Below are 22,897 nucleotides of genomic sequence, written 5' to 3' on the forward strand. Positions count from 1 at the left end.
TGTCCAGATGCCGTACTGCCACGATTGCGCCGCTCTAGACCGTGGGTTCTAATGCCCGCCCACCGGTTTATCTTCGCCATCCAAGGACGTTTCAACATGCACAGGAAGATCGTACCGCTGGCGCTGCTGGCCACCCTGGCCGGCTGCTCGGACACCCAGGACGCCAGCGAGGCCAATTTCCACAAGGCGGCCCAGGCTTACCTCGACACGCAGTATCCCCATTGCTTCGTGGTCACCGACTTCCCCACCAAGACCCAGGACTTCGACGTTACTGGCACCAACAAGGCGCTGCATGCCCTGGCCGGGGTGGGCATCGTCAGCGAGCAGGAAGTCTCCCGCGTCGAAGTGCCGGAGCGCCTGTGGCAGCCCGCCCGTACCGACATCTACTACGCCTATGACCTGACCGACGAGGGCCGCAAGTACTACAGGGCCGATGCCCAGAAGATGCTCAACGGCCAGACCCGCGGCGGGCTTTGCTTCGGCAAGGCCGAGGTGACGGCGATCGAGCAGTTCAGCGAGCCGGGGCAGATGATGGGTCACACCGTTTCCGATGTGACCTATGCCTACAAGATCACCGGGTTGCCGGACTGGGCGGCCAATGATGAGGTCAAGGCCAATATCCGTGATCTGGGCAATGCGGTGGCGACCAATCAAACACCGGCCCGGGAAAAGCGCGTGATGGTACTGACCAACAATGGCTGGGTGCACGAGCGACTGTTCGACAAATAAGGCGTTGCTGCACCCTGGGGCTGCTGCGCAGCCCTTTCGCGACACAAGGCCGCTCCTACAGAATGATGCGCTCCCCTGTAGGAGCGGCCTTGTGTCGCGAAAGGGTCGCACAGCGACCCTGGCGATGTCGGATTGGGGCACAAAGCTGTCGCATCCCGCCCTGCGTCTTCTGGTCGCAGCCTTTAGCCTCTTGGGCAAATCGGTCACAACCCGTAGAATCGCGCTTCCTTTTCGCCCGTCGCCTTGAACGGTGGCAACCGGCAGCAATGACAGAGTCCAGGCCTGAACACATGACGCCCATGTGAAATAGGCTCAACCGACCCCGCCCGGCCCAGCTCTTCCAGGGTCCAGCGGTTGAGTCTTGCCCAGGTCGCATCCAGCCCAGGCACATCCGTGCACTTGTTTCGGCCCTCGATGGGTCCGTTTGGCGTGCGCGTTCGAAGAGGCGCTCCCTGAATCGCCACACCAACTTGAGGTACGTATGTCTCCGCGTTTGCTGGCCATGGCGCTGGCGCCCCTGCTCGGGCTGTTCATCATTGCCCTGGGCAACGGCTTCATGTCTTCCCTTACCACCCTGCGCCTGGACGCTGCCGGCGAATCGGCAACGACCATCGGTATCGTCTCGTCGACCTACTTCATCGGCCTGACCCTCGGCGCCATCTTCAACGACCGGCTGATCCTGCGCATCGGCCATATCCGCGCCTACACCAGCTTCGCCTCGCTGATCGCCGCGACCATCCTGCTGCAAGGGCTGTTCTACGACGCCACCTGGTGGTCGGTGCTGCGCCTGATCAACGGCTGGGCGGCGGTCGGCGTATTCCTGGTGATCGAAAGCTGGCTGCTGCTGGCCGGTGACGCGAAGATCCGCGGGCGTCTGTTGGCGCTGTACATGATCGCCTTCTACGGCGCGGGTGTGATTGCCCAGGCCGGCCTTGGCGTGATCACCCACCTGGGTGACAGCGCACCGTTCATGCTGGCTGGCATGCTGGCCGCGCTGTCGGTGCTGCCGATCGTGATCCTGCCGCGGGTATCGCCGCTGCTGGACCAGGTCGAGCCGCTCAAGCCACGGCAACTGCTGGGGGTGGCGCCGTCAGGGCTGGTCGGCTGCTTCGGCTCCGGCGTGGTCATTGCCGGTATCTACGCCCTGCTGCCGCTGTACCTGCAGCGCATCGGCCTGGATATCGGTGAGGTCGGCAACATGATGGCCTGGGTGATCCTCGGCGCCATGCTGCTGCAGTACCCCGTAGGCCGCTGGTCCGACCGCAAGGACCGCCAGGATGTGCTGATCGCCCTGGCGGCGCTGTGCATGGTGCTGTCGCTGATCACGGTGTTCCTGCCGTCGGATTCGGCCCTGCTGCCAGCCACGCTGTTCCTGCTCGGTGGCGGCGTGTTCGCGCTGTACCCGGTGGCGGTCAGCCATGCTGCCGACCGCGCACCGTCCGACGCCCTGGTACCGATGATCCAGGGCCTGCTGCTGATCAACTCGCTGGGCTCGGCCATGGCACCGCTGGCGATTTCGCCGGCCATGACCGAATTCGGCGAAGTGGGGCTGTTCTGGGCCTTTGCCGTGGTCAACCTGGGGATGGTGTGCTTCTTCCTCTGGCGTCGCGGCAAGCGCCCGGCAGCGGAGCACCCGGCACCGTTCACGGCGTCGACCACGTTCTCGCCGACCGGCGCAGAGCTGCGGGTGACCGAGGACCTGATGCATGCAGCGCAGGAGCATCCACCGCTGGAACCGGTGGAAGCGACTGCGACGCCAGCACAACCGGAAACCAAGTGAATAAGGGGCCGCCATCGCGGCCCTTTTTTTCGACCGCCCGTCGCCCATGGGGCACCCCAGCACCCCCTGCCAGCCAAACGAATGACTGATCATCCTGCCAGGAGACTTGCCATGATCCGCATTCACTCGTTGTTGCTAGCCCTCGCCTTGGGTATCGCCGCCACGACCAGCTACGCCGCGACGGACGCGACCGATACCGACAGCCATCCGAAAACCGACCAGCGTGGCGGCAAGACCGCCGGGGAAGGCAGCAGCGTCAACAGCCCGGGCAGCGGCCAGGACAATGACAGCAGCGACACCGGCAGCAACTCGGATGCCGCCGATGGTGCGGCTGGTGGTTCCAACAGCACCGGTGAAGCCACAGGCTCCGGCGCCGGGCACAGCGGCGGCACCGCCGAAGACCAGGACAGCCGCTGATCGGCAGCTGGTCTACACTGCGGCGCAAAGCCCTGCCGAGAAATCGCCATGAACCTCAAACCCTGGCTGCTCGCCGCCCTGCTGCCCTGCACCGCCGTGGCTGCCGGTGGCGACTCCGCCGCACTGTCGATCAGTTCGTCGTCGTTCACCGATGGCGGTGTCATCGGCCTGCAGCAGGTCGGGCCGGATCCGGCCTGTGGTGCCGGTGAGGGGCGCACGCCGCAATTGAGCTGGAAGAACCTGCCCTACGGCACGTTGTCGCTGGCCCTGGTGATGTTCGACCCGGACGGCGGCAAGGGCCTGGGCGTGGTGCACTGGCTCGCCTACGACATCGACCCGGCGCTCGACGGGCTGGAGGAAGGCGCAGGCTGGCAGACCAGCCAGGCGCTGATCGTCGGGCGCAATTCCCACGGGACCATGACCTATCGCGGGCCTTGCCCGCCGGCCGGGGACAAGCCGCACCACTATGCATTGACCCTGATTGCCACCGACCTGCCGCTGGGTACCTTGCCTGAAGAGCTGGATCGCGGCGGCTTGATGGAGTTGCTCAAAGACCATGCGCTGGGCGCGCAGAGCCTGGTTGGGCGTTACGGACACTGACGACCGAAGCTCGCGATATTTGTGGGAGCGGCCTTGCGTCGCGAAAGGGTCGCAAAGCGACCCCAGCAACCTTTGCATCGGTGCTGAAATCCTGGGGCTGCTCCGCAGCCCTTTCGCGACACAAGGCCGCTCCCACAAAGGTCGCGTCTTTAACGCCAGTATCGTGCGTCATCGACGATTTTGGCATGCCCTTCGAACAGCGCCGGCAGCTGCTCCTTGAGGTAGTCGATCCAGGTCCGCACCTTGGCATCCAGGTAATGCCGCGACGGGTAGATCGCATACAGCGCACTTTCACGTAGCCGATACGGCGCCAGCAAGCGCCGCAGACGCCCCTGCTCGATGGCCTGGCTGGCGGTGTAGAACGGCAGCAGGCCAATCCCCATCCCCAGTTCGCTGGCCACCAGCATGGCATCGGCGACGTTGGTCATGAAGCTGTCGCGCGGGGCGATCACGCAATGGTCCAGGCCTTGGGGGAACACCCAGTCACCTTCGTACATCGGGTAGGCCATGCGCAGGCAGCGGTGCTCGTGCAAGTCTTCCGGCCGCTCGGGGATGCCGTTCAGCTCCAGGTAGCTGGGTGCGGCGCAGGGGATGCTGAAGATGTTGCCCAGCGGCACGGCGATCAGCTGCGAATCGGGCAGCGCCTCGTCGACGGTGATCACCACGTCGTGCCCTTCGGCCAGCGGATCGGGGTTGCGCTGGGACAGGATCAGCTCGATCACCACTTCCGGGCAGATCGCGTTGTAGCCAGCCACCAGCGGCATCAGCAACATGCCCAGGCCATGCGGGCAATGCAGGCGCAGGCGGCCACGCGGGGTCAGGTGCGCGCCGCGGGCTTCGTCCATGGCCTCGTCGGTCAGCGCCATGATCTGCCGCGCCCGCTCCAGAAAACGCTCGCCCGCCTCGCTCATGCGCAAACGGCGGGTGGTGCGGTGCAACAGGCGGGTCTGCAGCTGGTTTTCCAGCTCGGCGACGATCCGCGACACCTGCGCCGCAGAAATGTCGAGGGCATTGGCGGCGGCGGCGAAACTGCCGCACTCCACCACCCGGGCAAAGGTACGCATGGCGTGCAGCATGTCCATGGGGGCTGGGCTCCTTGATCGATCTTATTCGTACGTTCCAGGCAGGAATCTATCACGACTTAGCCCATTTATTGAGGATCACCAACGAATACATCATTGGTAAAACATTGAAAAAGGAGCCTGCCATGAAACGTTCGATCGCTGTTGTCGCCCTGTCTGCCGCCCTCGCCTCGTTCGGCGCCTTCGCCGATGCCTCGTCCAGCCAACCCGCGGCCAGCAACTATGAATACGGCATGCCGCTGGATGTGGCCAAGGTCATCTCGATCACCCCGTCCAGCAACGCCGCCGACTGCCAGGTCGGTACCGCGCACATGGTGTATGTCGACCACCAGGGCCAGAAACGCGAAGTTGACTACCGCGAAATGGGCAACTGCTCGCAGCAGTGAATCAGGCCAGTACCGCGTTGATCCAGCCAATCTGCCGGGCGAAGTCACGCAACTTTTCTTGCGGGATGGCATCGCGGGCACGCTCGAAGTTGGTCAGGCTCTGCTGCTTCTGGCGCAGCATGCGCTGCCACTTGGTCACGAATGCCGGGCTTTTCTCGCGCATCAGCACAGGGCCGAAATACAGCTCTTCGGCACTGTAGGCCACCACCTCGCAAGGTTCGGCGACGATGATCTCGTAGTCGAAACGGTTTTCCCGCAGCAGCTCTTCACTGACGATCCGGTAGCTGTTGTCCATCAGCCAGCCGCGCAATTCGCGCTCATCGCCATTGGGCTGCAGGATCAGGCGCTCACTGCCGTTCAGGCGCGCCTTGCCACGCTCAAGAATCTCACACATGGTCTTGCCACCCATGCCGCACAGGCTGATGGCCGTGATGCGGTCGTCGGGCTCGATGGCCTCCAGGCCATCGGCCAGGCGTACGGTGACGGTTTCCGTCAGGCCATTGCGGCGCACGTTGCGCTGGGCCGAGGCATAGGGCGTCTGCGCCACCTCGCCAGCCACCCCGGCTTCGATCACACCGCGCAGCGCCAGTGCCACCGGCAGGTAGCCGTGGTCCGAGCCGATATCGGCCAGGCGTGCGCCCTGCGGCACATGCGCCGCCACACGCTCCAGGCGCATCGATAATGTCTGTTCGTTCAACTTCAGCACCTTGCTCAACAATCGGCGGCGATTCTGACCGCCGGGGCGCGGCTTTTCAATGCATAAGCGCCCACCGGCTCGACCCTTGCGACAGGCTCGCGTAGGCTTGCCGCTTTCCTTCCGTTGCAAGGCGAATACCCATGGCAGATCTTATCTACACACCGGATTCCGACGCCGAGTCCATTTCCTCCGACGTCGCTGAGTACAACGGCATCCTGGTGACCACGCAGATTCCGGCCGACCTCGATGCCGACATCACCCAGCAGAGCGAGAGCACCCTGCAGGCCCTGAAAGACGCCCTGGAAAAGGCCGGCAGCGGCATGGACCGGGTCATGCACCTGACCATCTACCTGACCGACATGGCCGACCGTGCTGCCTTCAACGAGGTGTACCAGCGCTTCTTCAGCAAGCCGTGGCCGGTGCGTGCCGCCGTTGGCGTGGCTGCACTTGCCTACCCGGAAATGCGCGTCGAAGTGACCGCCATGGCCGCCAAACGCTGATTACCGTTTTACCGGCTCCGCCTGCGGGCGGAGCTTTCTTTTCGAAAGCAGGACGCTGCATGCAATTCCCCCCGTTTCGCCGCAAGGCCCTGATCGCCTTGCTTCCCGGTCTGTGCCCAGTGGTCCAGGCCGAACCCGCCACCCCCTTCAATCTGCTCGAACCGGTGGTCGTTACCGGCACCTACGCCCCCAACCCGAGCTTCGACCTGCCCTACTCCATCGACACCGTCGAGCGCCAGCAGATCGCCGATGGCCAGCTGGGCGTCAACCTGTCGGAAGCGCTCAACCGCGTTCCTGGCCTGGTGGTGCAGAACCGCCAGAACTACGCCCAGGACCTGCAGATATCCTCGCGTGGCTATGGCGCCCGCTCGGCCTTCGGCATACGTGGCATCAAGCTGCTAAGCGACGGCATCCCGGCCAGTACCCCGGATGGCCAGGGCCAGGCGGCCTCGTTGAACCTGGACGTGGCGGACCGTATCGAAGTGCTGCGCGGCCCGGCCTCTGCCCTTTACGGCAGCAATGCCGGGGGCGTGATCCAGATGTTCTCCCGCGACGGTTCGGGGCCGCCCAAGGTGGGCGCCGAAACTACCTTCGGCAGCGATGGCTTCAACAAGAACCACGTCTACAGCGAGGGCGGCAGCGAGCAGGCCGGCTTCCTGGTCGATGCCTCGCGCATGGACACCGACGGCTACCGCGACCACAGCGCCGCCCGCCGCGACCAGACCTTCGCCAAGGTGCACGTCAAGCCGGATGAAGACAGCCGTCTGGCGCTGATCTTCAGCACCCTGGAACAGAACGGTACCGAAGACCCGCTGGGCCAGACCTGGGATGCCTACAAGCACGACCCACGCTCGGTGGCGGCGCGCGCCGAGGAGTACGACACGCGCAAGAGCATCCACCACCAGCAGGTGGGCATGAACTACGAGCGTTACGTCGGCGAGGCGACCCTGCAGTTCAACCTGTATGCGGGCAAGCGCAGCGTCATCCAGTACCTGTCGATCCCCAAGGGCACCCCGGCGAACAACCGCGGTGGCGGCGTGGTCGACTTCGACCGCGAGTTCCACGGTGGCACCCTGCGCTGGATCCAGCCGGTCAACGCCGCCCCCGGCAACCTGACCCTGACCTTCGGTGCCGACTACGACCGTAGCCGCGACGACCGCCGTGGTTTCCAGAACTTCAGCGGCGACACCCTGGGTGTGAAAGGCGACCTGCGCCGGGATGAAAAAGACACCGCCACCAGCCTCGATCCGTATGTGCAGGCCCACTGGGAACTGGAGCGCTGGACCGTGGATGCCGGCCTGCGCCACAGCAGCATGGAGATGGAGGTGGACGACCACTTCCTGGCCAACGGCGATGCCAGCGGTTCGAAGAAATACCAGCGCACCACGCCGACCCTGTCGGTGATGTACGCCTTTACCCCCGACCTGCATGGCTACATCAGCGCCGGCCAGGGCTTCGAAACCCCGACCCAGGCCGAGATGGCCTATGCGCCCGGAGCCCTGGAAGGCTTCAACTTCGGCCTGGAACCGGCCACCAGCACCCAGTACGAACTGGGCCTGAAGATGCGCCCTGATGAGCGCACGCGAATCAATGCGGCGATCTTCGAGATCCGCACCAAAGACGAGATCGTGGTCGCGGCTTCGACCGATGGCCGCACCAGCTACCGCAACGCCGGCAAGACCCTGCGCCGTGGCTTCGAGCTGAGCGTGCAGCGTGAACTGAGCCCGCAGTGGCAGGCCAACCTGGCCTATACCCTGCTTGATGCCACCTACGACGAGGCCTTCACCCAGGGCACCACGACCATCGACAAGGGCAACCAGCTGCCCGGCGTGCCGCGCAGCAGCCTGTTCGGTGAGCTGGTGTGGAAGCCGCGTGACGGCATCAGCATGGGGCTTGAAGGGCAGTACCGGAGCAAGGTGTATGTCGAGGACACCAATGACCAGCATGCGGCGCCGGGTTATGCGGTGTTTAACTGGCGTACGCAGTTCCAGCAGCAGGTCGGGCCGTGGACGTTCCACCAGTTGGTGCGCCTGGACAACTTGCTGGACCGCCAGTATGTGGGCTCAGTGATTGTCGGCGATGGTAATGGCCGGTACTACGAGGCGGCGCCGGGCAGGTCCTGGTATGCCGGGGCCGGGCTGGCATACCAGTTCTGAGCCTTTGAGGCTGCTTTGCAGCCCTTCGCGGCGGTTCGGCGGCCCGACTTGCCCGCTCCCACAGGTACTGCACTGGTTCTGGGCCTGTGGAAATCCTGTGGGAGCGGGTTTACCCGCGAAAGGGCCGGACCTGGCCGCACACCTCTCGGCACTCAAAGATGCCACCCGCCCCATTCCCCGCTACAATGCCGCCCTAAACCGTGACAGCCCGAACCTATAACGACATGTCCCTTCCAAAGAATCACCTGGAACTGCTCAGCCCTGCCCGTGACGTGGCCATCGCCCGCGAGGCGATCCTGCACGGCGCTGATGCCATCTACATCGGCGGCCCGAGCTTCGGCGCGCGCCACAACGCCTGCAACGAAGTCAGCGATATCGCCGAACTGGTCGAGTTCGCCCATCGCTACCATGCACGCGTGTTCACCACCATCAACACCATCCTCCACGACAACGAGCTGGAACCGGCGCGCAAGCTGATTCACCAGCTCTACGACGCCGGCGTCGACGCGCTGATCGTGCAGGACCTGGGGGTGATGGAGCTGGATATCCCGCCCATCGAGCTGCATGCCAGCACCCAGACCGACATCCGCACCCTGGAGCGGGCCAAGTTCCTCGACCAGGCAGGGTTCTCCCAACTGGTACTGGCCCGCGAGCTGAACCTGCAGCAGATCCGCGCCATCGCCAGCGAAACCGACGCGGCCATCGAGTTCTTCATCCACGGTGCGCTGTGCGTGGCCTTCTCCGGCCAGTGCAACATCTCCCACGCCCAGACCGGGCGCAGCGCCAACCGCGGTGACTGCTCCCAGGCCTGCCGCCTGCCTTACACCCTGAAGGACGACCAGGGCCGCGTGGTGGCGTTCGAGAAGCACCTGCTGTCGATGAAGGACAACAACCAGACCGCCAACCTGGCCGACCTGGTCGATGCCGGCGTGCGCTCGTTCAAGATCGAGGGCCGCTACAAGGACATGGGCTATGTGAAGAACATCACTGCCCACTACCGCAAGGAACTCGACGCCATCCTCGAAGGCCGCCCGGAACTGGCCCGCGCCTCCAGCGGCCGTACCGAGCACTTCTTCCTGCCCGACCCGGACAAGACCTTCCACCGCGGCAGCACCGACTACTTCGTCACCGACCGCAAGGTCGACATCGGTGCCTTCGACTCGCCAACCTTCACCGGCCTGGCCGTGGGTGTGGTGGAAAAGGTCGGCAAGCGCGACATGCAGGTCGTCACCGAGGTGCCGCTGACCAACGGCGACGGCCTCAACGTGCTGGTCAAGCGTGAGGTGGTGGGCTTCCGCGCCAACATCGCCGAGCCCCGTGGCGAGTTCGAGGAAGACGGCCAGAAGCGCTACCGCTACCGCGTCGAGCCCAACGACATGCCGGAAGGCCTGCACAAGCTGCGGCCGAACCACCCGCTGTCGCGCAACCTCGACCACAACTGGCAGCAGGCCCTGCAGCGCACATCGTCGGAGCGCCGCGTGGGCGTGGAATGGCACGCGGTGCTGCGCGAGCAGCGCCTGATGCTGACCCTCGGCAGTGAGGAAGGCGTCAGCGTGCAGGTGGCCCTGGACGGCCCGTTTGGCGCTGCCAACAAGCCGCAGCAGGCACTGGACCAGCTGCACGACCTGCTCGGCCAGCTGGGCACCACGATGTACCACGCCAACCGCATCGAGCTGGATGCGCCGCAGGCGTTCTTCATCCCCAACTCGCAGCTCAAGGCCCTGCGCCGTGAAGCCATCGAGGCGCTGACCGAAGCACGCGTGCAGGCGCACCCACGTAGCGGGCGCAAAGCCGAGACCACGCCGCCACCGGTGTATCCGGAGTCGCACCTGTCGTTCCTGGCCAACGTCTACAACCAGAAGGCCCGCGACTTCTACCACCGCCATGGCGTGCAGCTGATCGACGCGGCGTACGAAGCCCATGAGGAACACGGCGAAGTGCCGGTGATGATCACCAAGCACTGCCTGCGCTTCTCGTTCAACCTGTGCCCCAAGCAGGCCAAGGGCGTGACCGGCGTGCGCACCAAGGTGGCACCGATGCAGCTGATCCAGGGCGATGAAGTGCTGACCCTGAAGTTCGACTGCAAGCCCTGCGAAATGCATGTGATCGGCAAGATGAAGAACCACATCATCGACCTGCCGACACCGGGTAGCGCGGTGGCTCAGGTGGTGGGGCACATCAGCCCGGAAGACCTGCTCAAGACCATTCCGCGCGGGCCGCATTGATCTGTAGCCTGTAAGGGCCTCTTCGCGGCTAAAGCCGCTCCCACAGGGTTTGCGCCAGTTTCAGATACGGCGCGGTCCCTGTGGGAGCGGCTTTAGCCGCGAAAGGGCTGGCAAAGACACAAAAATGTCTCACATGAGACACAAGGGCTTGATCCCCCTCCTGTTTCCTGCACAATGCCAAGCATGCCACCCATGCGAGGCCCTTCGATGCAACCCACGCCCCACGACGAACGCCTGCTCAAGGCCCTGGCCCACGCCATCGTGGTCCACCCCCGCGCGACCCTCAAGGAACTGGCCGAGACCGCTGGCGTCAGCAAGGCCACCCTGCACCGCTTCTGCGGCACCCGCGACAACCTGGTGGCCATGCTCGAGAACCATGGCGAACACGTGCTCAATCAGGTCATCAGCAATGCCGCACTGACCACGGCCGAACCGCTGGACGCCGTGCGCCACCTGATTGCCGAACACCTCAAGCACCGTGAAATGCTGGTGTTCCTGATGTTCCAGTACCGGCCCGATACCCTGCTCGGTGACAGTGAAGACCGCCGTTGGCTGGCGTACACCCAGGCAATGGACGGCTTCTTCCTGCGGGCACAGCAACTGGGCGTGCTGCGTATCGACATCAGTGCGGCGGTGTTTACCGAGATGTTCATCACCCAGATCTACGGCATGGTCGATGCCGAGCGGCGTGGGCGTGCGGCCAGTGCCAATTCGGCGCTGGCGCTGGAACAGTTGTTCCTGCATGGGGCCCTGGCCCCGACTTGAATTCGGCGCTGGATTCTTCGCGGCTAAAGCCGCTCCCACAGGGACCGCGCATACCCTGAGGGAGCGGCTTTAGCCGCGAAAGGGCCAGTAGCCCTGACACAAAAAAAGGCCCCTGGGCACAAGTCCCAAGGGCCAGAGCGGTTGGATCATCCAACCAAAGGAGCCTGTGCTCAGCCGCGTGCCGGCCACCCGCCGCCCAGGGCGCGGAACAGGTCGACCAACGCCAGCTGGCGCTGGGTACTGGCCTCGATGTAAGCCGCCTCATTCACGAAATCGCTGCGCTGCGCATCCAGGTAGCGCAGGTGGCTGTCGATCCCGCCTTCATAGCGTGCCTTGGCCAGTGCCAAGGTCGCCCGGCTGGTATCGGCCAGCGCCCGCCGCGCCACTTCCTCTCGCCGCAACGTATCGGTTGCCGCCAAGGCATCGGCCACCTCGCGGAACGCCGACTGGATCGCTCCCTCATACGCTGCCACCGCCGAATCCTTGCGCGCTTCGGCCAGGCTCAGCCCGGCCTGGTTGCGCCCGGCATCGAACAGCGGCAACGACAGCTGCGGCATGAAGCTCCAGCTGCGCGAACCGCCGTCGAACAGGCCGGACATCTGCGCACTCGATGTGCCGAAACTGCCGGTCAGGCTGATGCGCGGGAAGAACGCGGCGCGTGCTGCACCGATGTCGGCATTGCGTGCCCGCAGCTGATGCTCGGCGGCGAGGATGTCTGGACGTCGCTCCAGAAGCGCCGATGGCGCGCCGGGGGCGATATCCTGCAGCACGCTCGGCGCAGCCTGGCGTTCGGCCGGGATGGCCTTGCCCGCATCCGCGCTGCCGACCAGCAACACCAGGGCGTTGTACGCCTGGCGTTGCTGCCGCAGGTTGCTCTCCAGCTCGGCGCGGGCCTGCTCGACCAGGCCCAGCGCTTCCTGGTGGTCCAGTGCGGTGGCGGCGCCTGCCGCTCGGCGTTGACCGATCAACGCCAGCGAGTCTTCGCGGCTGGCCAGGGTCTGGCGGGTCAGCGCCAGGCGCCGCTCGGCACCGTCCAGGCTCAAGTAGGCCTGGCTGACCTCGGCGATCAGGGCGATGCGTGCGGCGCGACCGGCTGCCTCGGTGGCCAGATATTGCTCCAGCGCGGCATCGCTGAGGCTCTTCACCCGGCCGAATAGATCAACTTCGTATTCCGGCAGCGACACGCCCACTTGATACGTGCTTGTCACGCCCTCCCGTCCATCATTGGACAGACTGCCCGGCACATGCTGTCGATTGCCCGACGCGCCGGCATTCAGGCCTGGCACGCGATCGGCCCGCTGGATCCGGTATTGCGCCCGGGCCTGTTCGATATCGAGCAGGGTCTGGCGCAATGAGCGGTTGTTGTCCAGCGCTGTGCCCACCAGCTGGCGCAACGCCGGGTCGACGATGAACGCCTGCCAGTCCAGTTGGTCTACCTGCTGGCCCGCGTGCCCTGCCCCGTCTTGCCACTGCTTGGCCACTGGCGCCTCGGGGCGTTCATAGGTCGGTGCCAGGGAGCAGCCGCTGGCCAGCACGGCCAGGGCGAACGGCACCACAAGATTACGCATGACCATCAGTCACGTCGGCAGCTTGAGCGTGTGGCGCCGGCTTGCGCTTGAGCAGCGACAGCACCCAGACAAAACAGATCGGCACGAACACCACCCCCAGCAAGGTGGCGCTGAGCATGCCGCCGATCACTCCGGTGCCAATGGCCCGCTGGCTGGCGGCGCCGGCGCCACTGGCAATGGCCAGGGGCACTACGCCGAGGATGAACGCCATGGACGTCATCACGATCGGCCGGAAGCGCAGGCGCGCAGCCTCGATGGCGGCGTCGCGCAGGCTGTAACCCTTCTCCCAGAGTTCCTTGGCGAACTCGACGATGAGGATCGCGTTTTTCGCTGCCAGGCCAATGATGGTGATCAGGCCGACCTTGAAGTACACATCGTTGGGCAGGCCGGTGACCATCACCGCCAGCACCGCGCCCAAGGCACCAATGGGCACGATCAGCATCACCGTCAGTGGGATCGCCCAGCTTTCGTACAGCGCCACCAGCAGCAGGAACACCACCAGGATGGCCAGGGCGAACAGGCTGGTGGCCTGGCCGCTGGAGACCTTTTCCTGGTACGACAGGCCGGTCCAGGCATAGCCGATGCCCGGTGGCAGCTCGCTGACCAGGCGCTCCATCTCGGCCATGGCCTGGCCGGTGCTATGGCCCGGCGCGGCGTCGCCGGCGATGCGGATCGACGGGTAGCCGTTGTAGCGCACGATCTGCACTGGCCCTTCTTCCCAGCGGGTGGTGACGAAACTGCTGAACGGCACCTGCTGGCCTTCGGCGTTCGGTGCGTACAGGCGCAGCACGCTTTCCGGGGTCATCCGCTCGCCCTGTTCGGCCTGCACCACCACGCGCTGCTGGCGGCCGGCGTTGGTGAAGTCGTTGATCACCGCCGAACCGAAGGCGGTGGCCAGGGTGTTGTTGATGGTCTCGAAGCTCACGCCCAGGGCGCGGGCCTTCTCGCGGTCGATGGCGACCCGCAGCTGCGGCGCCTCGGCCAGGCCTTCCATCATTGCGTAGAGGATCACCGGGTTGCCGTTGGCCTGGCCCAGCAACTGGTCACGCGCCGCCAGCAGTGCTTCACGGCCCAGGCCCCCGCGGTCGAGCAGGCGCAAGGCAAAGCCGCCGGAGTTGCCCAGGCCATCGATGGGCGGAGGGTTGACCGCCATGATCGCGCCATCGCCATAGCCCGCGAACTGGGTGTTGATGGCGACGGTTTCGGCGTCCACTGACTGCTCCTTGCCACGCACCGACCAGTCCTTGTAGGTGGGGAACGCCAGTGCGGCGTTCTCGCCCATACCCGAGAAGCTGAAGCCGCTGACCACGAACGCCGAGGCCAGCGCCTCGCGCGACATCAGGAACTGCTCCAGCGCCTGGCCGGTGGCATCGGTGCGCACGCGGCTGGCACCGGGCGGCAGCTGCACGTCGACGATGGCATACCCCTGGTCTTCCACCGGCACGAACGACTCCGGCAGGCGCAGGTAGAAGTAGCCGAGCATCGCCAGGATGCCGGCGTACACCAGCATGTAGCGCCCTGCGCGTTTGACCAGGGCGCTGTTCATGCCCGAGTAGCGCTCGGTCAGGCGGGCAAAGCCGCGGTTGAAGGCGCCGAAGAAGCCGCGTTTCTCGTGGTGCCCAGGGGCCACCGGCTTGAGCAGCGTGGCGCACAGGGCCGGGGTGAAGGTCAGCGCCAGGAAGCCGGAGAACAGGATGGACACGGCCAGCGACAGCGAGAACTGCTGGTAGATCACCCCCACGGAGCCTGCCATGAACGCCAGCGGCAGGAACACCGCCGAGAGCACCAGGGTGATGCCGATGATGGCCCCCGACACCTGGCCCATGGCCTTGATTGTCGCCTGGCCCGGCGACAGCCCCTCCTCGGCCATGATCCGCTCGACGTTCTCCACCACCACGATGGCGTCATCGACCAGGATGCCGATGGCCAGCACCATGCCGAACATGGTCATCATGTTCACCGAGAAGCCCAGCAGCTTCATCACCATCAGCGTGCCGAGCAAACACACCGGCACCACGATCGACGGGATCAGGGTGTAGCGAATGTTCTGCAGGAACAGGAACATCACCAGAAACACCAGGACCATGGCTTCGATCAAGGTATGGATGACCTTTTCGATGGCCACGTCGACAAAGCGCGAGGTGTCGTATGGCACCGAATACTCGACGCCTTCGGGGAAGAATTCGCTCAGTTCGGCCAGGCGTTCCTTGACCAGCTCGGCGGTTTTCAGCGCGTTGGCACCGGGCGCCAGCTGCACCGCGCCGGCCACCGCCGGCTTGCCGTCCAGGCGCGAGGAGAAGTTGTAGCTCTCCAGGCCAATTTCCAGGCGCGCGACATCGGCCAGGCGCACCAGCGAACCATCGGGGTTGGCGCGCAGCACCACGCGGCCAAAGGCCTCTGGGTCGTCCAGGGTGCCTTGCACCGCCAAGGTGGCGGTCAGCTCCTGCTCGCTGCTGCCCGGCGCGCTGCCAAAGCTGCCGGCCGGTACCTGCACGTTCTGCCCGCGGATGGCGTTGCTCACGTCATCGATCGACAGGCCAAAGCCGACCAGCTTCTGTGGGTCGACCCACACCCGCATGGCCGCTTCCGAGGAAAAGAACTGCAGCTTGCCGACACCGGGCACCCGGCGCAGCTCGTTGTTGATGTTGCGCGCGGCATAGTCGCCCAGGGCCGTGGTGTCGGCCTTGCTGGCGCCATCCTTGTAGTTCAGGGCGTAGATCAGCAAGAAACCCGCGCTGGTCTGCTCGACCTGGATGCCTTGGGTGGTCACCGCCTGGGGCATGCGTGCCTCGGCCTTTTTCAGGCGGTTCTGCACGTCCACCTGGGCCAGTTCCGGATCGGTGCCCGGCTCGAAGGTGACCACCACCTCGGCCATGCCGTTGGAGTTGTTGGTGGACTCGAAATACAGCAGGTTCTTGGCGCCGTTGAGCGACTCCTCGATGATGCTGGTCACCGACTCCACCAGCACCTTGGCCGAGGCACCCGGGTAGGTGGCGGTGATGGTGATCTGCGGGGGGGCCACGTTGGGGTACTGGGCGACCGGCAACAGCGGCATCACCAATAGCCCGCCCAGAGAAATGAACAGCGCCATGACCCAGGCAAAGTTCGGCCGCTTGATGAAGAACTTGGACATCTCGCTACCCTCGCCTTACCGCGCCGCGGCCTGTTGTGCCGGGGACGGGGCCACCGGCATGCCGGCCGTCAGGCCTGCCGGGCTGCCGACGATCACCTGGTCGCCCGGCTGCAGGCCTTCGGTGACCTGCCAGCGGGCGCCCTGCATGGCACCGGTACGCACGCTGCGGGCCTCGGCGATGCCGCCCTGGCCGACCAGCATCACCCGTGCCTCGCCGTCGCTGCCGCGCTGGATGGCGCGTTGCGGCACCAGGATCGCCTGGTTGTCGGTGCCCTGGGGCGTCAGCACGCGCACGTACATGCCCGGCAGCAGGATGCCGTCGGCGTTGTCGAAGCGCCCGCGCAGGGTCACCTGGCCGGTACCGCGGTCAACCGCAACGTCAGTGAACATCAGCGTGCCCTGACGTTGGTAATCGGTGCCTTCCACGCGAGCGGTCAAGGCCGGGTTTTCACCCACCGCCAGCGCGCCGTCCTTGAGTGCCTGGCGCAGACGCAGGGCGTCGGCAGCAGACTGGGTGAAGTCGACGTAGATCGGGTCAAGTTGCTGGATGCGCGCCATCAGCGTGGCGTCGCCCTGCCCGACCAAAGCGCCTTCGGTGATCAGTGCGCGGCCGATGCGGCCGGAGATCGGTGCCTTGACCGTGGCGTATCCGAGGTTCAACTGCGCCGTCTCGACATCGGCCTGGGCCGAGCGCACGGCCGCCTGGCCGCTGCGCAGGTCGGCGCTGGCGCTGTCGAAGTCTTGCTGGCTGACCGCTTCGATCTTCACCAGCGGCTGGTAACGGCGCACTCGGGCCTGGGCCTCGAGCATCACCGACTGGGCCCGCGCCAGTTCTGCTTCGGCGCGCGACAGCGCGGCCTTGAATGGCGCCGGATCGATCTGGAACAGCACGTCACCGGCCTTGACGTCGGCGCCCTCTTCGAAGCGTTTGTGCAGGACGATGCCGGCCACCCGGGCGCGGACTTCCGCCACGCGCATGGGCTCGACCCGGCCAGGCAGGGTCGAGGCCAGGGCCAGGGGTTCGGCGGCGACCGTGACGGTCTGGACGGGAACGGTGGTGTTGGCGGCGGACGGTGGCGCTTCCTGCTCGCCGCAGCCGGCTAAAGCGACGGCAGCGGCCAGGCAGCTGGCCATTCCTAATGCACGCAAGTGGCTCATGATTCACCCGAGCTATAGATAAAAACGGCCCGAATGATATTTCTGTAGGCTTAATGAGTCAATTTTGTCTCATTTGAAACTTTGTGAAGATTTGTGAAGCCTGGGGGCTGCTGCGCAGCCCTTTCGCGGGACAAGCCCGCTCCCACAGGTCCCTCACCACCCCTGAAGGTTGTGGTGGTCCTGTGGGAGCGGGCTTGTCCCGCGAATGGGCCGCACAGCGGCCCCCGCTTTTGAACTTACAGAATGCCCAACCCGCGCGCGGTGCGATCCACCGCAATCCGGGTCTTCTCCACCAGCTCATCCAGCTCGCTGTGGTTGGCCACCAGCGCTGGTGCCATGATCATCCGCCCCAGGGTCGAACGAATGATCACCCCTTCTTCAAAGCCATATGTACGGCACTGCCAAGCCAGGTCATTCTCATTGGCATAGCGCTTGCGGCTGCCCTTGTCCTCGGCGAACTGCAGCGCCGCCACCAGGCCGGCGCCTTGCACCTGGCCAATCAGTGGGTGATTGGCGAACACCTCGCGCAGGATGCGCTGCAGGTACGGCCCGGTGTCTTCCTTCACCTGGCGCACGATGCCTTCATCGCGCAGCGCCTTGAGGTTGGCAATGGCCACTGCCGCCGCCACCGGGTGCCCGGAATAGGTCAGACCGTGCGCAAACACCCCGCCACGCTCGACCAGTGCCTCGGCAATGCGCTTGCTCAGCACCAGGCCACCCATCGGCACGTAACCCGAGGTCAGGCCCTTGGCGATCGACAGCGTGTCCGGCTCGAAGCCGAAGTATTCGTGGGCGAACCACTCGCCGGTGCGGCCAAAGCCACCGATCACTTCATCGGCGCACAGCAGCACGTCGTACTGGCGGCAGATGCGCTGGATTTCCGGCCAGTAGCTTTCTGGCGGGAAGATCATCCCGCCCGCGCCCTGGAACGGCTCGGCGATGAAGCCGGCGACGTTCTCGGCACCCAGTTCGAGGATCTTCTCTTCCAGTTGCAAGGCGCAGCGGCGGCCGAACTCGGCCGGGGTCAGGTCACCACCAGCGGCGTACCAGTACGGCTCGTCGATGTGCGCCACATCCGGGATCATCCCGCCCATTTCGTGCATGAACTTCATGCCGCCCAGCGCGGTGGCCGCCAGGGTCGAGCCGTGGTAACCGTTCCAGCGGCCGATCATGATCTTCTTGTTCGGCTGGCCGACCACTTGCCAGTAGCGGCGCACGGTGCGAATCAGCACCTCGTTGGCCTCGGAACCGGAGTTGGTGTAGATGGCGTGGCTGTAGTGGCCCGGCAGCAGGCTGAACAGCAGCTCGGACAGCTCGATCACCGCCGGGTGGGTGGTGTGGAAGAACATGTTGTAGTAGGCCAGCTGGTCCATCTGCGCGGCGGCGGCGGCGGTCAGGTCCTTGCGGCCGTAGCCGAGCTGGGTACACCACAGGCCCGACATGCCGTCCAGGTAGCGCTTGCCGTCACTGTCCCACAGGTGCAGGCGCTCGCCACCGACCATCACCCGCGGGCCTTCGGCGTTCAGCGCCTTCTGGTCGAGGAAGGCGTGGATGTGGTGGGCGGCGTCGCCGGCCTGGTAGTCACGGGTGTCGCGCTGGGCTTGCAGCTTGGCTTGGAACGGTGCGTTCATTGTTGTTCTCCAGGGTAAAACGCGGCGTGCAGTTGGCCCTGCCAGACCGCTGACAGTAGAAATCGGGTGGGGTGAAACGGCGCGATCAGCGCCTTCGCAGGTAGCTTTCCAGCGGGTCCTTGCTCAGGCCTTCCTGGGCCTGGGCGAGCGAGTCGATGAACAGCGAAAACAGCTCGGACTGCTTGGCGATGTCGAGCTTGGTGTAGAGGTTCTTGCGATGGGTCTTGACCGTGTCCTCGCTGATGCCCAGGCGCTCGGCCAGGGAACGGGTCGAGTGGCCGCGCAGCAGGTACTGGGCGATGCGGCACTCGCGCTCGGTGAGCAAGGAGGAGCCGAAGTTGTTCAGCGCGGCGTTGATCTGCCGGCCCAGGGCACTCTCGAAACGCCCGCCAAGGGCATCGACATCCAGGTGGCTCCATTGCCGCCGCACCGTAGCCACCACCCAAGGCGCCACGCACTTGAGGTCATTGACCTGCTGGCGGTCCAGGCGGCGAGTGCTGGCCAGGGCCACGGCGATGGTCAGGTGCTCGTCGAGCGGCACGATGAAGTTGAGTTCGTCTTCCAGGTGGGCGTGCTGATAGAACGCCAGGTAGTACTCGCTGCGCTTGAAGTGGTCGGGGGCGACGTCACTGAGGCGGTAGCAACCCGGGGCGATGCCGTCCATGCAGGCCCGGTAGAACGGGCACAGCAGGTAGTAGCCTTCGAGGTACTTCTGGATGTTGCCTTCCGGCAGCCACGGGCCTTCCTCGTCCTTTTCGAACAGCGCCGACGGCAACCCCTTGCGCGGGTAGAGGAACACGGTGATGGCCTGGCACGGAGCAATCAGCTTGAGTGCGGCAAACAGCGCCTCGACGAAACCCGGCGAACCCTGGGCGTCGACGACACGGGCCATCTGCGCGTACCAGTCGGGCGATTTCAGCCGGTCTTTGCTCATTGTCGTGGTCCCATGCCGGGGTTGTTGTGGCTGGGATTCTTGCACGCGGCTTGAGTGCAGACCATCACCCTTCGGGGTGAGCCCCCGGCCCGGTTCGGGGTAAGGCTGCTCCCAAGGATGGGCTCAGCTGATGGCCTCGAGAAACACCCAGGACGCCAGTGCAGTCAGGACCAGCACAGCAGCCACAACGAAGATCATGTAGTGGTAATCGTTCTGAGTCATCACATTGCCCCCAAATCCCCAGTTTTTCAGGGAGGGAGCAATTACCATTCCACACTGTGCTTCTTGATGGATTCGTCTGAGCGGCAATCGGATATTGCTTGCTGCTCGAGTTGGCATACGCAGCGCAGCCTACCTCATGCTGGGCTGCTTGTGAGCCTCCAGCCGCCGGACGTCTCGGGCGAACCATACCCCTACCGCAATCACCATCAGGCAAATGAACACAACGTCCCATGCCCTGTGCTCAATGGCGGCCAGGATCGCAAAAAACTGCAGGGCGCCAGCCCACCATAGAAACGGTCTGATTTTCGAGTAGCGCATAACTCACCTCACCGCCCCCAACTCTCAGAAGTCTAGTTGAGTATCTGCCCGGTAGCAGACGGCCTGGGCGGGCATCCGATGTGGATGCAGAGCCCGTAACCCAGTATCCTCCGCCGGATAATAGCGTTGTGCCTTTACGCAAATAGCCAAGATCCCTGCTTACCTGACACGCAGCTAACCCCGGAGAAATCGATGGAAGTTTCAAGGACGTCGCTTCTGATGAAACGCATAGGGGCGTTTATCATCGACTATGGCGCGATTGTGCTGCTGGGCCTATGGCTTGCAAGCCAAACTACCCTTTTGTTTTCCGGGTTTGAACTGATCTTCGTGCGCATTTTCCTATACCCGCTGTGCGAATGGCTTTTCCGAGGCAGGACACCAGGAAAGTTCGTGTTCGGGCTGAGCGTCATCAACGGAGCTGGCGGGCCGCCAACGCTTGTCCAAGCGCTGATCCGAGGACTCACCAGGCTCATCGAAGTGCCTTTGGGCATCATCACGCTTTTCATCTACACGCAGTCCGCACGGTGCCAACGGGTGGGTGACATGCTTTCCAGAACCTATGTCATGCCCACCAAGGACCTGGCTCAACTCCGCACGGCGATGCAGGCACCCAGCCTCTGAGATGAACTATCCAGCAGGAAAGGTATGTTCGATCATTATTTGAAACGATGGGATCTAACCATTGACGGTCAGGCTTTCGTATCGCAGAGCGGCACGCTGTTACCTGTTCGCCAGTTCGGCATTCCTGCCATGCTCAAGATATCTGCAGAGCCTGAGGAGCAAGCAGGCAGCTGGCTGATGGCGTGGTGGGCGGGAGAAGGTGCAGCACCGGTGCTGGCCCATGATGGCGAAGCCTTGCTCATGAAGCGCGCGCAGGGCCCTGCCTCGCTCATCCAGATGGTCAACTGTGGCCAGGACGACGACGCTACCCGCATCCTTTGTGCGGTCGCAGACAAGCTGCATGCGCCACGTGCCAAAACGCACCCACCGTTAGTTCCGCTTGCGCAGTGGTTCGAGGCATTATGCAACGGGGCGCGCAGACCTGAGGGAGTCCTTGAACATAGCGCAAGAACCGCACGAGAACTCTTGGGCGCTCCACGCGATGTCGTGGTGCTGCATGGCGACCTTCATCATGGAAATGTGCTTGATTTCGGTTCATGCGGATGGCTCGCTATCGACCCCAAGGGACTGCATGGAGAGCGAGGTTTCGACTATGCGAACATTTTCTGCAATCCCGACAGCGTGAGTGCTCTTGCGCCAGGGCGCTTCGCTCGAAGGATCAAGGTCGTTGCAAAAGCCGCTTGCATTGACCGCCAGCGACTACTGCAGTGGGTGCTTGCCTGGGCAGGGTTGTCGGCGACATGGATGCTGGAAGACCAGCAAGACGCATCCACTACCCTTTCAGTGGCGAAATTGGCGGCATCGGCTCTGGGCATCAGCGACCACGTATAAGTGCCCAGCGTTGTCCACCGCACCCTCGCAGGCTAGTGACGCGTTAGCGGCTGCTTATCCATCTTTTTGCATCGAATGCACGACATAGTTTTGTCGGTATCTGTCCTCGACACTTCGATCCACGAGTGGCTTTCCTTCTTCACCTTCGTGAAGTCGCACCTGATACATTTTTCTTTGACCCTGCAAAAGTCGTCCATGCCTGCGTCGGTGAAGCCTTGATGTTTCTCTTTCAGGTCCTCATGTTCGCAGTGAGCACAATGACGGCTCATGGTGCAGTTGTAATGATTTCTGTAGCTAAACTCACCGTACTCATGCATGTGCTTGGTCAGGTGATCGAAACAATCAGGACACGTCTTTTCGTACAAGCAGGCTGGGCCATTACTTACTTTGGAATATTCACCGCCGTGAATACCAACACCACATTTCGCCTTGAGCGCAAGCTCCTTGACCTTATCGAAAAACCCCATCCTAGACTCCCGAATTTATGGATCCAAAATCAGTTTATCGTCGTAATCCGCCAAAACTTTAACGAACAATGTCTACTTAACATCGAGGCAGAATTGACCCAATTGAAGCCTTACTGAAAGCTCGAAAAAAGCCAGAGCACATCACGATTTGGTGCCAACGGCAGGCATCGATCCCAAGACCCGCTGCCGCGAAAACTGCTATTAACGCGCGGCGAAGAAAGGTATCAGGTGGCCATGAGGTATGCAGCCAGGCCCTTAGCAATGCGCCACTGCTTCCAAAGCGATAAATGATCGAACATTCGGCTGAAGTTGCCCGCCAACCCTGCAATCGCGAGGTAGACAAACCACTTTCGCAGCACTCTAGAGAGTTTTCTTTTCATCAATCGCAAGAGACGGTACACCTTGGAAAAGGAGTGATTGTCGATGTATTCGCCAGGGCGCCTTGCAGGCCAGGCGGCAGGAAGCTGAATGGCTATGCGCTTGTTCAACGCGGCACCACCAGGACTGCGCGTACAGAACGCCATTGATTTCCTCTACTCCGGTGATGCTCATGCCGCCCTGGGCCATGCCGCTCGGCGATGTAAATAAGGCGACAATGGCCCTTGTTGACGAGCTGGTATCTAGACGAAATTCGGGCTTTTTACTGAACTTAAAACCCGGCCCTGCGCTGAGCTTTT

19 protein-coding genes and 1 pseudogene are annotated in these 22,897 nt (G+C 63.8%); 12 read left to right on the plus strand and 8 right to left on the minus strand.

What is annotated here, in order from left to right; all coding sequences use genetic code 11:
- Window positions 1-96 precede the first annotated feature (96 nt).
- The 4 genes from J7573_RS16610 (at window position 97) to J7573_RS16625 (ending at window position 3,526) form a co-directional block, all read left to right on the plus strand.
- A complete protein-coding gene (locus J7573_RS16610; RefSeq protein WP_294337411.1) occupies window positions 97-729 on the plus strand; it encodes a hypothetical protein in 633 nt (210 codons plus the stop codon).
- Between the two features lie 481 nt (window positions 730-1,210).
- Window positions 1,211-2,509 (plus strand): MFS transporter, encoded by a 1,299-nt coding sequence (locus J7573_RS16615; protein WP_294337413.1) that lies wholly within the window; start codon window positions 1,211-1,213, stop codon window positions 2,507-2,509.
- 111 nt (window positions 2,510-2,620) lie between these two features.
- Window positions 2,621-2,926 (plus strand): hypothetical protein, encoded by a 306-nt coding sequence (locus tag J7573_RS16620; RefSeq protein WP_294337415.1) that lies wholly within the window; start codon window positions 2,621-2,623, stop codon window positions 2,924-2,926.
- Window positions 2,927-2,974: 48 nt separating this feature from the next.
- On the plus strand, window positions 2,975-3,526 hold the full coding sequence (locus J7573_RS16625) for a YbhB/YbcL family Raf kinase inhibitor-like protein (RefSeq protein ID WP_294337416.1): 552 nt from the start codon (window positions 2,975-2,977) through the stop codon (window positions 3,524-3,526).
- A 149-nt stretch (window positions 3,527-3,675) separates the two neighbouring features.
- On the opposite strand, the gene J7573_RS16630 is transcribed toward J7573_RS16625, so the two are convergent.
- Window positions 3,676-4,608 carry a LysR family transcriptional regulator gene (locus J7573_RS16630; RefSeq protein WP_294337418.1) on the minus strand — a complete coding sequence of 311 codons (933 nt, stop codon included), beginning with the start codon at window positions 4,606-4,608 and terminating at the stop codon, window positions 3,676-3,678.
- A 125-nt stretch (window positions 4,609-4,733) separates the two neighbouring features.
- Between J7573_RS16630 and J7573_RS16635 the strand changes: the two genes are divergently transcribed.
- The gene (locus tag J7573_RS16635) at window positions 4,734-4,994 is read left to right on the plus strand and encodes a DUF2790 domain-containing protein (RefSeq protein ID WP_294337420.1); all 261 of its coding nucleotides are present in this window, start codon (window positions 4,734-4,736) and stop codon (window positions 4,992-4,994) included.
- 1 nt (window position 4,995) lies between these two features.
- On the opposite strand, the gene J7573_RS16640 is transcribed toward J7573_RS16635, so the two are convergent.
- The gene (locus J7573_RS16640) at window positions 4,996-5,691 is read right to left on the minus strand and encodes a tRNA (adenine(22)-N(1))-methyltransferase TrmK (RefSeq protein WP_294337421.1); all 696 of its coding nucleotides are present in this window, start codon (window positions 5,689-5,691) and stop codon (window positions 4,996-4,998) included.
- Between the two features lie 134 nt (window positions 5,692-5,825).
- Here J7573_RS16640 and J7573_RS16645 point away from each other — a divergent pair, with 134 nt between their 5' ends.
- The 4 genes from J7573_RS16645 (at window position 5,826) to J7573_RS16660 (ending at window position 11,337) form a co-directional block, all read left to right on the plus strand.
- The gene (locus J7573_RS16645) at window positions 5,826-6,191 is read left to right on the plus strand and encodes a RidA family protein (protein WP_110638586.1); all 366 of its coding nucleotides are present in this window, start codon (window positions 5,826-5,828) and stop codon (window positions 6,189-6,191) included.
- Between the two features lie 59 nt (window positions 6,192-6,250).
- Complete coding sequence (locus J7573_RS16650; protein WP_294337423.1) at window positions 6,251-8,347, plus strand: TonB-dependent receptor; 2,097 nt, start codon at window positions 6,251-6,253, stop codon at window positions 8,345-8,347.
- Window positions 8,348-8,571: 224 nt separating this feature from the next.
- Window positions 8,572-10,572: a U32 family peptidase gene (locus J7573_RS16655; protein WP_294337425.1), complete on the plus strand. Its 2,001-nt coding sequence runs from the start codon at window positions 8,572-8,574 to the stop codon at window positions 10,570-10,572.
- 207 nt (window positions 10,573-10,779) lie between these two features.
- Window positions 10,780-11,337 (plus strand): transcriptional regulator, encoded by a 558-nt coding sequence (locus J7573_RS16660; RefSeq protein WP_294337448.1) that lies wholly within the window; start codon window positions 10,780-10,782, stop codon window positions 11,335-11,337.
- Window positions 11,338-11,507: 170 nt separating this feature from the next.
- On the opposite strand, the gene J7573_RS16665 is transcribed toward J7573_RS16660, so the two are convergent.
- The 5 genes from J7573_RS16665 to J7573_RS16685 form a co-directional block, all read right to left on the minus strand.
- Window positions 11,508-12,911 (minus strand): efflux transporter outer membrane subunit, encoded by a 1,404-nt coding sequence (locus J7573_RS16665; RefSeq protein WP_294337427.1) that lies wholly within the window; start codon window positions 12,909-12,911, stop codon window positions 11,508-11,510.
- Window positions 12,898-16,038, minus strand: a complete 3,141-nt coding sequence (locus J7573_RS16670; protein ID WP_294337428.1) for an efflux RND transporter permease subunit — start codon at window positions 16,036-16,038, stop codon at window positions 12,898-12,900. The genes J7573_RS16665 and J7573_RS16670 overlap by 14 nt, the downstream gene beginning before the upstream one ends.
- A 15-nt stretch (window positions 16,039-16,053) precedes the next feature.
- Window positions 16,054-17,196: a MexC family multidrug efflux RND transporter periplasmic adaptor subunit gene (locus tag J7573_RS16675; protein ID WP_294337431.1), complete on the minus strand. Its 1,143-nt coding sequence runs from the start codon at window positions 17,194-17,196 to the stop codon at window positions 16,054-16,056.
- A 236-nt stretch (window positions 17,197-17,432) separates the two neighbouring features.
- The gene (locus J7573_RS16680) at window positions 17,433-18,827 is read right to left on the minus strand and encodes an aspartate aminotransferase family protein (RefSeq protein ID WP_294337433.1); all 1,395 of its coding nucleotides are present in this window, start codon (window positions 18,825-18,827) and stop codon (window positions 17,433-17,435) included.
- 85 nt (window positions 18,828-18,912) lie between these two features.
- On the minus strand, window positions 18,913-19,761 hold the full coding sequence (locus J7573_RS16685; protein ID WP_085678937.1) for a helix-turn-helix transcriptional regulator: 849 nt from the start codon (window positions 19,759-19,761) through the stop codon (window positions 18,913-18,915).
- 759 nt (window positions 19,762-20,520) lie between these two features.
- Between J7573_RS16685 and J7573_RS16690 the strand changes: the two genes are divergently transcribed.
- From J7573_RS16690 to J7573_RS16700, 3 genes are all read left to right on the plus strand, one after another.
- Complete coding sequence (locus J7573_RS16690; protein WP_294337438.1) at window positions 20,521-20,922, plus strand: RDD family protein; 402 nt, start codon at window positions 20,521-20,523, stop codon at window positions 20,920-20,922.
- Window positions 20,923-20,946: 24 nt separating this feature from the next.
- Entirely contained in the window at window positions 20,947-21,753 is an 807-nt protein-coding gene (locus J7573_RS16695) for an aminoglycoside phosphotransferase family protein (RefSeq protein WP_294337441.1), read from the plus strand.
- 125 nt (window positions 21,754-21,878) lie between these two features.
- A complete protein-coding gene (locus J7573_RS16700) occupies window positions 21,879-22,337 on the plus strand; it encodes a hypothetical protein (RefSeq protein ID WP_294337443.1) in 459 nt (152 codons plus the stop codon).
- Window positions 22,338-22,580: 243 nt separating this feature from the next.
- Here J7573_RS16700 and J7573_RS16705 read toward each other — a convergent pair.
- A pseudogene (locus J7573_RS16705) lies at window positions 22,581-22,897 on the minus strand (hypothetical protein); the annotation flags it as partial.

Origin of the sequence: Pseudomonas sp. (assembly GCF_017744435.1) — a bacterium.
GTDB lineage: Bacteria > Pseudomonadota > Gammaproteobacteria > Pseudomonadales > Pseudomonadaceae > Aquipseudomonas.